The 13,993-nt window shown below is 72.5% G+C and carries 13 protein-coding genes, 2 tRNA genes and 2 pseudogenes; 13 read left to right on the top strand and 4 right to left on the bottom strand.

The genetic code is table 11. From position 1 onward, the window contains the following. Window positions 1-164: 164 nt before the first annotated feature. The 8 genes from ACGFI2_RS01245 (at window position 165) to ACGFI2_RS01210 (ending at window position 6,832) form a co-directional block, all read left to right on the top strand. On the top strand, window positions 165-1,214 hold the full coding sequence (locus ACGFI2_RS01245; protein WP_393508694.1) for an AAA family ATPase: 1,050 nt from the start codon (window positions 165-167) through the stop codon (window positions 1,212-1,214). After that, window positions 1,211-2,263 (top strand): DUF58 domain-containing protein, encoded by a 1,053-nt coding sequence (locus ACGFI2_RS01240; RefSeq protein ID WP_393508691.1) that lies wholly within the window; start codon window positions 1,211-1,213, stop codon window positions 2,261-2,263. Before ACGFI2_RS01245 ends, ACGFI2_RS01240 begins: the two co-directional genes overlap by 4 nt. Next, entirely contained in the window at window positions 2,260-3,219 is a 960-nt protein-coding gene (locus ACGFI2_RS01235) for a VWA domain-containing protein (protein ID WP_393508688.1), read from the top strand. The genes ACGFI2_RS01240 and ACGFI2_RS01235 overlap by 4 nt, the downstream gene beginning before the upstream one ends. 44 nt (window positions 3,220-3,263) lie before the next feature. Next, window positions 3,264-4,124, top strand: a complete 861-nt coding sequence (locus ACGFI2_RS01230) for a S1C family serine protease (RefSeq protein ID WP_393508685.1) — start codon at window positions 3,264-3,266, stop codon at window positions 4,122-4,124. An 88-nt stretch (window positions 4,125-4,212) separates the two neighbouring features. Then, window positions 4,213-4,509 (top strand): hypothetical protein, encoded by a 297-nt coding sequence (locus ACGFI2_RS01225; protein ID WP_393508682.1) that lies wholly within the window; start codon window positions 4,213-4,215, stop codon window positions 4,507-4,509. 9 nt (window positions 4,510-4,518) lie between these two features. Beyond that, the gene (gene arfB, locus ACGFI2_RS01220; protein ID WP_393508679.1) at window positions 4,519-4,944 is read left to right on the top strand and encodes an alternative ribosome rescue aminoacyl-tRNA hydrolase ArfB; all 426 of its coding nucleotides are present in this window, start codon (window positions 4,519-4,521) and stop codon (window positions 4,942-4,944) included. A gap of 51 nt (window positions 4,945-4,995) precedes the next feature. After that, the gene (locus tag ACGFI2_RS01215) at window positions 4,996-5,568 is read left to right on the top strand and encodes a GNAT family N-acetyltransferase (RefSeq protein WP_393510034.1); all 573 of its coding nucleotides are present in this window, start codon (window positions 4,996-4,998) and stop codon (window positions 5,566-5,568) included. An 85-nt stretch (window positions 5,569-5,653) separates the two neighbouring features. Continuing rightward, complete coding sequence (locus ACGFI2_RS01210) at window positions 5,654-6,832, top strand: cellulose binding domain-containing protein (protein WP_393508676.1); 1,179 nt, start codon at window positions 5,654-5,656, stop codon at window positions 6,830-6,832. Window positions 6,833-6,865: 33 nt separating this feature from the next. On the opposite strand, the pseudogene ACGFI2_RS01205 reads toward ACGFI2_RS01210, so the two are convergent. Further along, window positions 6,866-7,135, bottom strand: a pseudogene (locus tag ACGFI2_RS01205) (3-methyladenine DNA glycosylase); the annotation flags it as partial. 40 nt (window positions 7,136-7,175) lie between these two features. Between ACGFI2_RS01205 and ACGFI2_RS01200 the strand changes: the two are divergent. Together ACGFI2_RS01200 and ACGFI2_RS01195 are read left to right on the top strand one after the other, a co-directional pair. Beyond that, complete coding sequence (locus tag ACGFI2_RS01200; protein ID WP_393508673.1) at window positions 7,176-8,570, top strand: recombinase family protein; 1,395 nt, start codon at window positions 7,176-7,178, stop codon at window positions 8,568-8,570. A 460-nt stretch (window positions 8,571-9,030) separates the two neighbouring features. Beyond that, window positions 9,031-9,408: a hypothetical protein gene (locus ACGFI2_RS01195; RefSeq protein ID WP_393508670.1), complete on the top strand. Its 378-nt coding sequence runs from the start codon at window positions 9,031-9,033 to the stop codon at window positions 9,406-9,408. 232 nt (window positions 9,409-9,640) lie between these two features. Here the strand turns inward: ACGFI2_RS01195 and ACGFI2_RS01190 are convergent, their stop codons facing one another. The 3 genes and pseudogenes from ACGFI2_RS01190 to ACGFI2_RS01180 form a co-directional block, all read right to left on the bottom strand. After that, window positions 9,641-10,573: a 3-methyladenine DNA glycosylase gene (locus tag ACGFI2_RS01190; protein ID WP_393508667.1), complete on the bottom strand. Its 933-nt coding sequence runs from the start codon at window positions 10,571-10,573 to the stop codon at window positions 9,641-9,643. 32 nt (window positions 10,574-10,605) lie between these two features. Then, window positions 10,606-11,235: pseudogene (locus ACGFI2_RS01185) on the bottom strand (3-methyladenine DNA glycosylase); the annotation flags it as partial. A gap of 34 nt (window positions 11,236-11,269) precedes the next feature. Continuing rightward, the gene (locus tag ACGFI2_RS01180) at window positions 11,270-12,670 is read right to left on the bottom strand and encodes a hypothetical protein (protein ID WP_393508664.1); all 1,401 of its coding nucleotides are present in this window, start codon (window positions 12,668-12,670) and stop codon (window positions 11,270-11,272) included. Window positions 12,671-12,842: 172 nt separating this feature from the next. On the opposite strand from ACGFI2_RS01180, the gene ACGFI2_RS01175 reads away from it, so the two are divergent. The 3 genes from ACGFI2_RS01175 to ACGFI2_RS01165 all read left to right on the top strand — a co-directional run bounded on the left by ACGFI2_RS01175 (window position 12,843) and on the right by ACGFI2_RS01165 (window position 13,974). Further along, complete coding sequence (locus tag ACGFI2_RS01175) at window positions 12,843-13,646, top strand: fumarylacetoacetate hydrolase family protein (protein ID WP_393508661.1); 804 nt, start codon at window positions 12,843-12,845, stop codon at window positions 13,644-13,646. 109 nt (window positions 13,647-13,755) lie between these two features. Beyond that, window positions 13,756-13,827, top strand: a tRNA-Gln gene (locus tag ACGFI2_RS01170). A 74-nt stretch (window positions 13,828-13,901) separates the two neighbouring features. Beyond that, window positions 13,902-13,974 (top strand) — tRNA-Glu (locus ACGFI2_RS01165). Window positions 13,975-13,993: the final 19 nt, after the last annotated feature.

The raw sequence follows: 13,993 nt of genomic DNA, 5'->3' as shown, positions 1-13,993 counted from the left end.
ACGGCGGGGGCCGGTGTCGTCTTCCGTCCCGATCCGGTGCTCCGCGCACCGCTTCGCGCGGTTGCCGCCCGATCGGGGAGGTCCTCCCGGTCCGGCCCGTCCCGGGTCGTGCTGGGGCCGATAATCCGACGTTTGTCGCGGCTCCGGCACGGGAAGCAAGCACCGTGACGGACATCTCGGACACCCTGGCCAGCGTGCCCACCCCGGTCGATGCGGACGCGAGCGGCGTCGAGCTGGACCAGACCCTCTTCGAGGTCAAACGCGTGATCGTCGGGCAGGACCGGCTCGTCGACCGCCTGCTCACCGCGCTGATCGCGGACGGTCACTGCCTGCTGGAGGGCGTGCCGGGGGTGGCCAAGACGCTTGCCGCGCAGACGCTCGCCACCGTGGTCGGCGGGACGTTCTCCCGGATCCAGTTCACGCCCGACCTCGTCCCGTCGGACATCGTCGGCACCCGGATCTACCGGGCGTCCACCGAAGCGTTCGACGTGGAGCTGGGACCGATCATGGCGAACCTGGTGCTCGCCGACGAGATCAACCGGGCCCCGGCCAAGGTGCAGTCGGCGCTGCTCGAGGCGATGGCCGAGCGGCAGGTCTCCATCGCCGGGCGGAGCTGGCCCGTGCCCGATCCGTTCCTGGTGCTGGCGACCCAGAACCCGATCGAGTCGGAGGGGGTCTACCAGCTGCCCGAGGCGCAGCGGGACCGGTTCCTCATGAAGGTGGTGGTGGACTACCCGAGCGACGCCGACGAGCTGGCCATCCTCTACCGGATGAGCGCCGACCGGCCGACCGCCCGCCCGGTCCTCGACCCGGTCCGGCTGCGGGAGCTGCAACGCCGCGCGGCCGACGTCTTCGTCCACCACGCGCTGGCCGAGTACGTGGTCCGGCTCATCCTCGCCACCCGCGACCCGGGCCGCTTCGGCCTGCCCGAGGTCGCGCCGCTGCTGGCGTACGGGGCGAGCCCACGCGCCACGCTCGGCCTGGTGGCGGCCGCCCGCGCCCAGGCGCTGGTCCACGGCCGGGACTACGTGCTCCCCGAGGACGTGCGCGAGCTGGCGGTGGACGTGCTGGCGCACCGGCTGGTGCTCTCCTTCGACGCGGTGGCCGACGGGGTCTCCGGCGAGGACGTGGTGCGTCGCCTGGTCGAGGCGGTGCCACCGCCCCGTCTGGTGACCGGACCCGCGCCGGCGGCGCCGGACCTGGCGGCGGCGTGACCCGCCGGGCCGCCCCCGCGCCCGCCCGCCGGGACGACCTCGGCGCCACCGAACCGCGGCTCGCCGACCTCGCCCCCGACCAACGGTTGCGGCGGTTGGAGCTGACCGTGACCCGACGGCTCGACGGACTGCTGCACGGCCGATACCGGGGCCTGCTGCCCGGGCCCGGCAGCGAGGCGGCCGGCAGCCGGGAGTACCGACCCGGCGAGGACGAGGTACGCCGGATGGACTGGGCGGTGACCGCGCGGACGACCGTGCCGCACGTGCGGGAGGTCGACGCCGACCGCGAGCTGACCACCTGGATGCTTGTCGACGCCAGCGCCAGCATGGAGTACGGAACGTCCACGCTGGACAAACGGGAACTGGCGGTGGCGGCGGTGGCCTGCGTGGGCTTCCTCACCGCCGGGGTGGGCAACCGGCTCGGCGCCCAGGTGCTCGCTCCGGAGGGGCTGCGGCGCTTCCCGGCCCGCAGCGGGCGCATCCATCTGCTCGGACTGCTCCGCGCGTTGCTCGGCGCCCCGCGTACCGGCGACGCGCCCGGGCCCGGCGTGGCGGGCCGGGCCGACGGGCGCCGCGCCACCCCGGTGCCCGGCCTGGCCGACGGCCTGGCCGGCCTCCAGCGGGTGGCCACCCGGCGCGGCCTGGTGGTGGTGGTCTCCGACTTCCTCGACGACCTGCCCGACGACCCGGACGCACCGCCGCCCTGGGCGACCGCGCTGCGCCGCCTGGCGGTACGGCACCAGGTGCTCGCCGTGGAGGTGACCGACCCGCGCGAGCTGGAGCTGCCCGACGTCGGGCTGATCACCCTGGTCGACCCGGAGAGCGGACGGCACCGCGAGGTGTGGACCGGCGACCCGGCGCTGCGCGAGCGGTACGCGCGGGCCGCCGCCGCCCAGCGCGACCAGGTGCGCCGCGCCCTGCACCGGGCCGGCGCGACCCACCTGGCGCTGCGCACCGACCGGGACTGGTGCGTGGACGTCGTCCGGCACGTGCACGAGCAGCGCCGGCTGGCCACCGCGCCGGCCGCGGCCCGGGGAGGCGCCGTATGAGCTGGCAGTCGCCCGCCCGCCTCTGGCTGCTGCTCGCGGTCGCCGCGCTGGTCGCCGGCTACCTGGTGCTCCAGCGCCGGCAGAGCCGGTACGCGGTCCGCTTCACCAACCTGCGCCTGCTGGACCGGGTCGCCCCGCGCCGGCCGGCCTGGCGGCGGCACGTCCCGGCGGGGCTCTTCCTCGGCATGCTGGCGCTGCTGGTGGTCGGGTTCGCCCGACCCGAGACCGAGGTCCGGGTGCCCCGGGAGCGGGCCACCGTGATGGTCGCGGTGGACGTCTCCACCTCGATGCTCGCCGGTGACGTGGACCCGGATCGGCTGACCGCGGCGAAGGAGGCCGGCCGGAAGTTCGTCGACGGGCTGCCGGACGAGTTCAACGTGGGCCTGGTCGCGTTCGCCGGCAGCGCGGCGGTGCTGGTGCCGCCGAGCACCGACCGCGAGGCGCTGCACGAGGGGATCGAACGGCTCGCCGAGGGGATCACCGGAGTGCAGGGCACCGCGATCGGCGAGGCGATCAGCACCTCGCTGGGCGCGGTGAAGAGCCTCGACGCCACCGCCGCGAAGGATCCGCCGCCGGCCCGGATCATCATCCTCTCCGACGGCGCGAACACCTCCGGGATGGACCCGATGGAGGCGGCCGACCAGGCGGTGGCGGCCAAGGTCCCGGTGCACACCATCTCCTTCGGCACGCCCGGCGGTTCGGTCGACCGGGGTGGCCGGGCGATCCAGGTGCCGGTGGACGGGCAGACGCTCAAGGCGGTCGCCGAGGAGACCGGCGGCGGCTTCCACGAGGCGTCCACGAGCCGCGAGCTGAAGGACGTCTACGAGGACATCGGCACCTCGGTCGGTTACCGCACCCAACGGCAGGACATCTCGGCCCGCTTCATCGGGTTCGGGCTGGTGCTGGCGATGGGCGCCGCCGCCGGATCGCTGCGGTGGTTCTCCCGACTGCCCTGACCGCACTTCCGAGGCGACGACGCACGACACGTGAGGAGCCAGGCATGGCAGTGCAGACCGGACTCGGTGAACCCCGCGGCCCGTGGTTCGTCTCGCCGGAGCTGGACCCGGACGGGCGCGGCTGGTCCGACGTACCCGGATCCGGCGGGCCGGCGGGGCGGCGGAGCTGGCGGGGCCGGTTGCTGAGCGCGGCGGCGGTGGTGGCGCTCTCCACCGTCTCCGGCGCGGCGGCCGGCACCTGGGCGGCCGAGCGGGACGCGCCGGGCCCGTCGGCGGCCTCCGCCGCACCGGTGCCGGCCGAACTGGTGACCGCCGCCGGCAAGACGGTGCCCGGGGTGGTCTCGGTGATGGTCGGGGGCAGGTCCGGCGCGGGGGCGTCCGGCTCCGGCTTCGCCATCGACAACGAGCAGCACATCGTCACCAACGACCACATCCTGGCCCGCGGCGGCTCCGGCCCGGTGACGGTGGAGACCTCGGACGGGCGTCGCCTCGCCGCCGAGGTGGTGGGGCGGGCGCCGGACAGCGACCTGGCCGTGCTCAAGGTGCCCGCGTCGGCCGGGTTGCCGCCGCTGCCGCTGGCCAAGGCGAACTCGACCCGGGTGGGCGAGCCGGTGCTCGCGGTCGGCTCCCCGCTCGGGCTCGCCGGTACGGTCACCGCCGGCATCGTCAGCGCGCTCAACCGGCAGGTGCGGATCGGCAACGGCCGGCACACCGCGGTGCAGACCGACGCCTCCATCAACCCGGGCAACTCCGGGGGGCCGCTGGTGAACGCGCGCGGTGAGGTGGTCGGGGTGAACACCGCCATCGCCACCATCGACGGGAACGGCTCGATCGGCATCGGCTTCGCCATCCCGATCGACCAGGTGCAGCAGACCGCCGACACGATCATCGGGCGAGGTGGCTGACCTGCGCGGACGGCCCGGAACTGTCGGATATCCGGCGTGGGAGCATCGGACCATGGAAATATTACGCTGAGTATGGATACTGGCGGAGGTGGAGCAAGCTGTCATCGCGGCCCTCCTCCTGGTGGGCCTGGTCATCGGCGCCGGAGTCGGCGCGTCGTACGCCCGTGCCAAGCGCGGCTGGAAGGACTATCAGACGGTCCGGACCAGCGTGCCGGGCGCGCGGCGCACCGCCTGGGCGGCGATCCGGGGCGTGGCGATCAAGGCTGCCGTGATCGCCCTGCTGCTGGTCGGCGCCGCCGCGTACGCGGCGTCCGGCTCGGACGAGGAGCGGGCCGGTCCCGCCCCGACCGCCACCCCGAGCCCGAGTCACCGCCCGGGGCGTTAGCCTCGGGGCGTGGACGACGGACTGCGGGTGACCGACCGGCTCGTGGTGCCGGCCGCCGAGCTGCGGGAGCGGTTCTCCCGGTCGTCCGGGCCGGGCGGTCAGGGCGTCAACACCACCGACTCCCGGGTGGAGCTGAGCTTCGACCTGGCCGGCTCGCCGAGCGTGCCGGAGGCGCTGCGGGAGCGGGCCCTGGGCCGGCTCGCCGGCCGGCTGGTCGACGGCGTGCTCACGGTGGCGGCCAGCGAGCACCGCGCGCAACTGGCCAACCGGGAGGCGGCCCGGGAGCGGATGGCGGCGCTGCTGCGCGAGGCGGTCGCCCCGCCACCGAAGGCGCGCCGGCCGACCCGCCCGTCGCGGGGCGCGAAGGAGCGCCGGCTGGCCGACAAGAAGCGGCAGTCCCAGCGCAAACGCGACCGCCGGGCGGACGACGACTGACCGGAAATCCGGTTGAGCCGGCGGCCTCGCGGCCCGGAGAATCGCTCCGTGTTGATCGACTTCTCCGTCAAACCCACGCTCACCGGCGAGCGGGTGGTGCTGCGCCCGTTCTCCGACGACGACCTGCCGGCGCTCGCGGAGATCCTGGCCGACCCGGAGGTCGCCCGGCTCACCGGCAGCCCGCCCGGCGAGGGATTCGAGCCGGCCCGGTTGCGTGCCTGGTACGGCACCCGCAACAGCCAGGCCGACCGGCTCGACCTGGCCGTGGTGGACCGGGCCACCGGGGCCTGCGTCGGCGAGGTGGTCCTCAACGAGTGGGACCGGACCAACGCGAGCTGCAACTTCCGCACCCTGATCGGCCCGGGCGGGCGCGACCGCGGCCTCGGCACCGAGGCGGTCCGGCTGATCGTCGGGTACGGCTTCGAGCGGCTCGGCCTGCACCGTGTCGGGTTGGAGGTGTTCGCGTTCAACCCGCGCGCCCGCCGGGCCTACGAGAAGGTCGGCTTCGTGGCCGAGGGCACGCTGCGGCAGGTGCTGCGCGACGGCGACGACTGGGTGGACGCCACCGTCATGTCGATCCTCGCGCCGGAGTGGGCCCGGCACCGGGGCCGTCCGGAGGATTGAGTCGAGGGCTTCGAAGCGCTTCAATGCGTACGGGAGCATCAGGGCCGTCACCGACCGACCGTCACGTGACAGGAGTCCCTACCGCATGTCCCGAAACCGCCTGCGCGCCGCACTGACCGCGGTCGCCGCGCTGCTGCCCGCCCTCGCCATCGGCCTCGCGCTCGTCTCCACCCCGCCGGCGGCCGCGGCCGCCGCCCCGGTCCGCGTCATGCCGCTCGGCGACTCCATCACCGGGTCGCCCGGCTGCTGGCGTGCCGTGCTCTGGAACCGCCTCCAGTCCACCGGCCACACCGACGTCGACTTCGTCGGCACGCTCGGCCCGCAGGGCTGCGGCGTGACCTACGACGGCGACAACGAGGGCCACGGCGGCTACCTGGCGACCAACATCGCCAACCAGAACCTGCTCCCCGGCTGGCTCGCCGCCACCCACCCCGACGTGGTGCTGATGCACCTCGGCACCAACGACGTGTGGAGCAACATCGCGCCGGCCACGATCCTGGCCGCGTACTCGAAGCTGGTGGACCAGATGCGGGCCGCCAACCCGGCCACCACCGTGCTGGTCGCGAAGATCATCCCGATGAACCCGGCGAGCTGCCCGGAGTGCGGGCAGCGGACCGTCGCGCTCAACGCCGCCATCGACGGCTGGGCGGCGGGGAGGACCACCACCGCCTCGCCGATCGTGGTGGTCGACCAGTGGACCGGTTTCAGCACCGCCACCGACACGTACGACGGGGTGCACCCGAACGCCGCCGGTGACCAGAAGATGTCCGACCGCTGGTATCCGGCGCTGACCGCCGTGCTGCGCCGGACCACCCCGACGCCCACGTCGACGCCGACCGGTCTTCCGTACCCGACCGACAGCCCGTCGCCGACGCCCACCGGGTCGCCGACCCCGACGCCCACCTGGACGCCGACCGGACCCCCGCACCCGACCGACAGCCCGTCGCCGACGCCGACGGTCGGTGGCTGCACGGCCACCTGGCGCACCGCCGGGCAGTGGCCGGGCGGCTTCCAGGCCGAGGTGACGGTCCGCAACAACGGCACCGTGTCGATCCCCTTCTGGGTGGTCCGGTTCGCGCTCACCGGCGGGCAGCGGATCACCCAGGCGTGGAGTGCCCAGGTGGCGCAGGGCGGAACCGCGGTGACCGCCCGGAGCGCGGCCTGGAACGGCGCGCTGGCCCCGGGCGCGCAGGCCACGTTCGGCTTCCTGGCCGACGGCGCGGTCCCGGACCCGGTGCCGCTGCCGGCCTGCACCCTCGGCTGACCGGGCGTGGCGCAGCCGTGGGACGAGCGCTTCTCAGGCCGGCGCGGCCCGGTCCAGCGCGGCCAGCAGCCGGGCCCGCAGGCCGGCGGCCCGCTCGGCGAAACCGCGCTGGGCGGTGGCGTACTCCGCCCGGCCCTCCGGGGTTTCCACCCGCACCGGCGGATGGCCCAGGTCGGCCAGGTCGTACGGGCTGGCCCGCATGTCCAGCGCGCGGATCTCCCGGGCCAGCGCGAACGCGTCCGCCACCAGCTCCGACGGCACCAGCGGGGAGAGCTTGTAGGACCACTTGTAGAGATCCATGCGTATCCTCATCCCAGGCAAGTCTGAGGGAGGGAACGCAGGGATGGACGTCGTCATCTACGCACGGCTCAGCCTGGACAAGCTGGGTAACGAGCTGGGCGTTGATCGGCAGCTCGAAGCTTGCCGGGAGTTGGCAGCTCGTCAGGGTTGGACGGTGACACGGGAGCTGATCGACAACAGCATCAGCGCCACGACCGGCCGGGTCCGGCCGGCGTTCGAGAAGCTGCTCACCCTGAGCCCGAAGCCGGACGCCATCATCGTGTGGCATCTCGACCGGCTCGTCCGCCTCACCCGTGAGCTGGACCGGGTGATCAGCTACGGCGTACCCGTCCACGCCGTGACCGCTGGGATGCTGGACCTGAGCAACCCGACAGGCGTCCTGATGGCGAACGTGGTCACGGCGTTCTCCCAGTTCGAGGGTCAGCAGAAGGCTGCTCGTCAGCGTCTGGCAGCCACTCAGCGCGCTTCCCAGGGTCGGCCCTGGTGGTCTGCTCGACCCTTCGGATACGAGCGTGACGGAACACCTCGTGGTGGTGAAGCCGAGGCCGTCCAGCGTGCGTACCAGGATCTGTTGGCGGGGCGCTCCCTGTTGTCCATCGCCGAGGAGTGGAACCGTCAGGGCATGGTTACCACCAGGGGGAGGAACTGGACGGGAGCAACTGTTCGGCAGCTCCTCATGTCCGCCAGGAACTGCGCTATCCGGACGTACGCAGGGGATGAGGTCGGCCCTGGCAACTGGGATGCCCTGGTACCCGAGGAGATCTACCGTTCCGCTGTCCGTGTGCTCAACTCTCCTACCCGTAAGGCTGGTGGTGGCGGTCCCCGTCGCAGCCTGCTGACCGGCGTCGCTACCTGCGCCAAGTGCGGTGGCCCCATCCGCACGGCATGGCGTGGGCGCAAGGGCGAGCAGGGCAGCTACGCCGTCTATGAGTGCAAGTTCAAGCACTGCGTATCCCACCGTCAGGACGAGGCTGACACCATGGTCGGTGAGCGGGTGATCCGGTTCCTGACCGCGCCGCAGTTCGCGGAAGCGTTCGAGCAGAGCGAGGACGATCTGCCTGTTCAGCAGATGAGGGACGAGCTGGGGAGCCTGCGGTCACGGCTCGACGATCTGGCCACCGACTACGCTGCCGGACTCGTTACGCGATCGCAGTTCCTGACTGCATCCCAGACCATGCGCAGTCGGGTGGATGAGTTGGAGGATCAGCTATCCCAGTCGGGGAGTGACAGCGCCGTCAAGGGGGTCACCGGGATGACGGACGAGCAGGTACGCCGTCACTGGGACGGGTTGGATGTAGACCGCAGGCGATCCCTGATCCTCGCGGTTGTCGTGAGCTGCCGTCTCCGCCAGAAGGGGCGTGGCGTCCGCCGCACCGATGAGCGGCATGTCGATGTGTTGTTCAGGGCGGGAGACCCCGCGAAGGTCGCGAGCATCTGAGCCAGGGGAGGAACCGAACCGGGAAGAGGGCCCCGAAGGGGCCCATCTTCGGGTTCCTGATCTTCGGGTTCTCCGCCGACGCATGAACACCAGGGAGCGCAGTGATCCTGTGGCGCGGACGCTTCGCGTCAGTGCCCCTGCATCCCAGTATCCAGCTATACAGATAGAGACCCCTTCGGGGTCTATCTAAGATCTACTGCTTACAGGTTGTAGATCTACAGCAGAACAGCACTACTCCTACGGAGTAGTTCCTTGGTACGCGCACGCGGGGACGCGCGCCTACGCGCGTAGGAGGACATCTCCCCGGCTTCCTGCCGCCGCATCACCCTGCCGACGCTGGCGCTCCTGACAGCTCAGCCAGCAGTTCCTGCGAGAGCCGCAACGGTGCGAGGAGGTCTCGCACGTATGCCGCACGTTGTTCGTCGCTGGCGTCCTGCCACCACTCGCCTGCCTGAGCCAGGTGAGCGCGGACGGCCTCTACGCGGTGGGGGTGCGCATCGGCGTTCCGCCAGGTGCGCCACCCTTGGCCTGGGTCGGCGGCCTCAAGGGCGTCAACCAGGCGATGCTGGATGGCGGCTATGAACGGGCTGCCTGCGTAGACGCTTCCAAGATCCTCGGACTTGCACTCCATGAGCATGCGATGAAGCGCCAGGACCTCGTAATAGCCCTCGACTCGTACCGCCTCGACATCCACCGCTCAAGCTTGCCCGATGCCGTCGGCCTGGCTCTTGGCCGGCTCCATCACTCCCTGCGGATCTTCAACCCTCCCAGGGCGCCACTGAGCCATCGAGTTGACTTTGGGTATACCCGCATGCCCCGCGGCCTTGTTCGGCCGTGAGCGTGGCTCTAAGGTCGGCCTACGGGCTTGTCTGGGTGATGATCCAACCCCTCATCATGCTCCTGCCGCCTCTCCGGGGCAAGGAACTGGCCGTTCGAACCCCTGTTATGGGTGGCGGGCCGTCGCTGTCTTCGCAGGTAAAGAGCCAGATCCCCGCTTCTGGGCAACCTTGGAACCGGGGCAAGATGGCGGATGCTATGACGTAGCGGTGCGGAGAGGGTGCCTCAGGGGGTCATGCCCCCATCCTTGCCGGTGGCTCCGCTCCCTCAAGCAGCGCCGCACACACATCGATCAACCGGGCGCGTAGTCGGCCCGCGCGCTGCGAGAACTCGCGTTGACGAGCGACGTACTCGGCCTTGCCCTCGGGTGTCTCGATGGCTACCGCCGGTTCCCCGTAGGAGGAGAAGTCGTACGGGGATGCCTGCATGTCGAGCAGCCGGATGTCCCTCGCCAACTCGAAGCAGTCAAGCGCCAGATCCCCCGGAACCGCAGGGCCCAGCTTGGTCGCCCACTTGTGGCAGTCCATCGAGGCATGCAAGCAGCCCGGCTGGTCAAGCTCTACCTGGCTCTCCCTCGCTGGCTGGAGCCGGTTGAGTCTGACTGCGTCAGGGGTGAAGAACCGGAACGCATCGAAGTGAGTGCAGCGGATCTGGTGAGACTCGACTACCGCGTCAGTCCCCTCTTGCCCAAGTCTCAGGGGGAGTGGATGCCGATGCTCACGTTGGCGGTACACCATCGCCCACTCGTGCAGTCCGAAGCAGCCAGTGAAGGCTGGTCGCGACGCGATCGCGGACAACAGTCGATGGATGAAGCGCACCGACTCAGCCCGGTCGGCGAGGAACGTTGCGACGTCGAAGCTCACTACTCCGTCCGTGCCCGTGGCGTACCAACGCCACTGCCGGTGTGGGGCAGAGCCGTTCGGTCCCGGTTCCAAGGAGATGCCCACGCCGGGGTGCCACCGTCGAAGCACGGAGGGCCTGGTGCCGTAGTAGTCGTACAAGAAGTCATCGATCGCGTGGCGTTCCCTCGTGGCCTTGCGGGCGCGGTGGCCTGCGGTAAGGGAGTCGGCGCGCTTCTCGTGAGCTTCCAAGAGGGGAAGCCAGCTTGCGGCGGGGATGCTGGTCAACGGTTCGGACCCCTGTTGTCCGCTTCGTGCCGCTTGCATACCCCCCACCTCTGATAGGTGCCTGAATTGCGCTTACGCAGATCCATGTTGGCGTGCAGGCAGCCCGGCTGCTCCAGCGCGTGCTGGCTCTCCCGGGCCGGCTGGAGCACGTTGAGCGGCCGGGCCGGCGCGGTGAAGAACCGGAACGCGTCGAAGTGGCTGCACCGGACGCCGCGCTCCTCGACCACCGCCGCGGTCGCCGCCGGGCTGAGCCGCAGCGGCCAGGCGTTGTGCCGCACCTGCTCCTGGGTCTGCCGGTAGACCATCGCCCACTCGTGCATGCCGAAGCAGCCGAACTGCGCCGGCCGGCCGGCGGTCGCCGCCAGCAGCGTACGGATCCAGGCGATGGACTCGGCGCGGCGCGCGCGTACCCGCTCGGTGTCGAGGGTGAGCCCGGCGGCGACCGCGGCGTAGTCCGGGCCGAACCCGGCCGGGTCGGCGTCGCGCAGCACCACGCCCGCGCCCGGGTGCCAGCGGCGCAGCTGGGCGGGACGGTGCGAGTAGTAGGTGAAGAGAAAATCCTCCACCGGGTGCTTCACCCCGGTGCGGCGCCGGGCCAGGTGCGGCGCCAGCCAGGCGTCGACCCGCTCCTCGTGGTCACGCCGGCGGGCCTGCCAGTCGGCCGCGTCGAGCACGGCGGCGGGGGCGAGGGCGGCGGTCACGAACCCCAGGGTACGGCCGCCGCCCGACCCGCAGTCAGTCCACGTCCACCCGCACGCCGGCGGAGAACACGCCGCTGCGCAGCTCCAACCGCTTCGGCGGCTGCGCCCCGTGCACGGTGAACACCAGCGGCAGCAGGACCCGCCGCCCGGCGGCCACCGGTTGGGCGAACACGTCCCGGCCGAGGTTCGCCACCCGGGTGGCGTCCTCGTCGGCGGCCACCCAGTTGCCGCTGGGCAGGTACGCGCGCTGCAACTGCCCGTGCCAGGTCTGCTGCTCGGAGGTGACGTTGCGCACGCCGACCGTGGCCAGGCAGGGTCGCCCGCCGCCCGGACCCGCCGGCACCACACCCGCGCCGCAGCTCATCCGGTAGACGGTGAACTCGAACGCGGTCTCCCGCAGCGGCACCCCCAGCCCGCCGTTGACGGTGCTGCCCACCCACGCGCCGCTGGTCGGCTGCTTGGTGGTGTCCATCGCGGCGACCCGCTGCGTGGCGGTCCACGCCGCCGCGCCGACCACGCCGGCCAGCACCGCCGCCGCCACGCCGACCGCCAGCCAGACCGGCGGCCGGCGACGCCGGGAGGCGGGCGCGGGCAGCGCCGGGCGCGGGTAGACGGTCCCCCGGTCGGCCGCCACGCCGCCCGTGGGCACGGCGCCGCCGGTCGGGGCGCCGCCGGAGGCGGCCGCGCGCCGCGCGTGCGGGGCGGACCGCCGGCGGCGCCGCGCCGCCCACCCGAGCACCCCGCCGGTGACCACAAGCAACGCGGCGAGCGCGGCCAGCAGGACCGGCGGGCGGCGCCAGGCCGGGGCCGCCGTCGCGTGCGCCGCCGGGGCGGTGGCCGTGTCCACCCAGGTCGCCGTGGCGCAGTCGTACGGCCGGGTGCCGTCGGTGCCGTAGACGCAGGTGGGGGCCGTCACCGAGCGGCCCGGCGAGGTGACCGCGAGCGCGGTGTGCAACGCGGTCGTGCTCCGCGCCGGCAGCCGCAGCCGCCAGGTGATCTCACCGGCGGTCGCCCCGACCGGGCCGGTGGCCTGCCCGCCGCCGGTCACCGTGGTGGCCCGGGAACCGCTCGGCAGCTCCTGCCGGACCATCGTCTCGACCGGTGTCGTACCGGCGTTGCGGACCTCGATCCGGTAACCCGGCGCCGGGGTGCCGGCCGCGCCGACGGCCACGCTGACCGGTGGCATCGACGGCTGGACCGGCGCCGGGCCGGTGGTCGGCACCGCCGGGGGCACCGCCGGCACCCCGGTCGGGATCGGGGTGACCACCGCCTGCGGGCGGGCGGGTGCGGCGACCACGGCCGGTGGCGGCACGGGCTGGGCGGGAGCGGCCGCCGCCCGGGGCGCCGCCGGGGGCAGCGCGGGCACGGCGGCGATGACGCCGAGGCAGTTCACGAGCACTGCCAGGGTCCTGTGGTGTCGTCTCGATGCAGGCATACCAACGAACCTCCGGAACCGAAGCTATGGGCCGAGGGCTGCCGGGCGGGTACGAAGTCGGCATTCCCGCCCCGGCCGGCGGGATCCGGCGTACCCTGGCGCGCCCGGTCGCGACCGGCGTCACCTGCCGGTGTCCGGCGGCCGGTCCGCCGGACCGGGATAGATTGGCCGGGTGCGTATCGCTCGTTTCGCTCATGCCAAGGGAATGTCGTTCGGGGTCGTCGAGGGCGGGATGGAGGCCGGGCCGCAGGGCCTGACCATCGCCGAGATCGAGGGCCACCCGTTCGGGCAGATCCAGTTCTCCGGCGCCCGCTGGGCGCTCTCCGACGTCCGGCTCCTGTCGCCGATCCTGCCCAGCAAGGTGGTGTGCGTCGGCCGCAACTACGCCGAGCACGCCGCCGAGCACGGCAGCGAGGTGCCGAAGGAGCCGCTGCTCTTCCTCAAGCCGTCCACCTCGGTGATCGGCCCGCGCGACGCCATCCGCCTGCCGATCTTCTCCAAGCAGGTCGAGCACGAGGCGGAACTCGCCGTGGTGATCGGCGCGCCCGGCGCGCGGCGGGCCGACCGGGCCGCCGCCGAGCGGGCCATCTTCGGCTACACCTGCGCCAACGACGTCACCGCGCGGGACCTCCAGCGTTCCGACGGGCAGTGGACCCGGGCGAAGGGCTTCGACTCGTTCTGCCCGATCGGCCCGTGGATCACCACCGGGCTGGACGTCCGCGACCTGGAGATCCGCTGCGAGGTGGGCCGCGGTCCGGAGGAGATGGAGGTGCGCCAGCTGGGCCGGACCAAGGACATGGTGTTCGACGTGCCGGGCCTGGTGTCGTACATCTCGCACGTGATGACGCTGCTGCCCGGCGACGTGGTGCTCACCGGCACCCCGGCCGGGGTTAGCCCGCTCACCGACGGGGATACGGTCACCGTGCGGATCGAGGGGATCGGGGAGCTGAGCAACCCGGTGGTCCCGGTCGCCTGATCCGGCTTCGATGCCTCGTTTCCGCAGGTCACGTGCGGTTCGGGGGGGTTGGATTTGGCCTGCCGGCACGGGGAGGGTAAAGTTCATTCCCGGCGCCGCAAGGGGCCAATGGGGTATGGGGTAATTGGCAGCCCGACTGATTCTGGTTCAGTTAGTCTAGGTTCGAGTCCTGGTACCCCAGCGCAGCCGCGGGTTCGTGAGAATCCCGGCCGCTGGATTCTGGCAGTTGCCGCTGCCGGATTGCACGAAAGTTCTGGCCCCGTCGTCTAGTGGCCCAGGACGCCGCCCTCTCAAGGCGGTAGCGCCGGTTCGAATCCGGTCGGGGCTACAGCACCGTCAGCCCGTCC

The sequence above is a fragment of the Micromonospora sp. NPDC049282 genome, assembly GCF_043197045.1.
GTDB lineage: Bacteria > Actinomycetota > Actinomycetes > Mycobacteriales > Micromonosporaceae > Micromonospora.
The sequence above is the reverse complement of the archived record's forward strand: the minus strand, read 5'-3'. Positions and strand labels throughout refer to the sequence as shown.

What these genes read in the sequence shown, in the direction of transcription:
- ACGFI2_RS01235 (WP_393508688.1), top strand. Translation starts at nt 2,260, where the DNA reads ATGAGCTGGCAGTCGCCCGCCCGCCTCTGGCTGCTGCTCGCGGTCGCC.
- ACGFI2_RS01230 (WP_393508685.1), top strand. Translation starts at nt 3,264, where the DNA reads ATGGCAGTGCAGACCGGACTCGGTGAACCCCGCGGCCCGTGGTTCGTC.
- ACGFI2_RS01210 (WP_393508676.1), top strand. Translation starts at nt 5,654, where the DNA reads ATGTCCCGAAACCGCCTGCGCGCCGCACTGACCGCGGTCGCCGCGCTG.
- ACGFI2_RS01200 (WP_393508673.1), top strand. Translation starts at nt 7,176, where the DNA reads ATGGACGTCGTCATCTACGCACGGCTCAGCCTGGACAAGCTGGGTAAC.
- ACGFI2_RS01190 (WP_393508667.1), bottom strand. Translation starts at nt 10,573, where the DNA reads ATGCAAGCGGCACGAAGCGGACAACAGGGGTCCGAACCGTTGACCAGC.
- ACGFI2_RS01180 (WP_393508664.1), bottom strand. Translation starts at nt 12,670, where the DNA reads ATGCCTGCATCGAGACGACACCACAGGACCCTGGCAGTGCTCGTGAAC.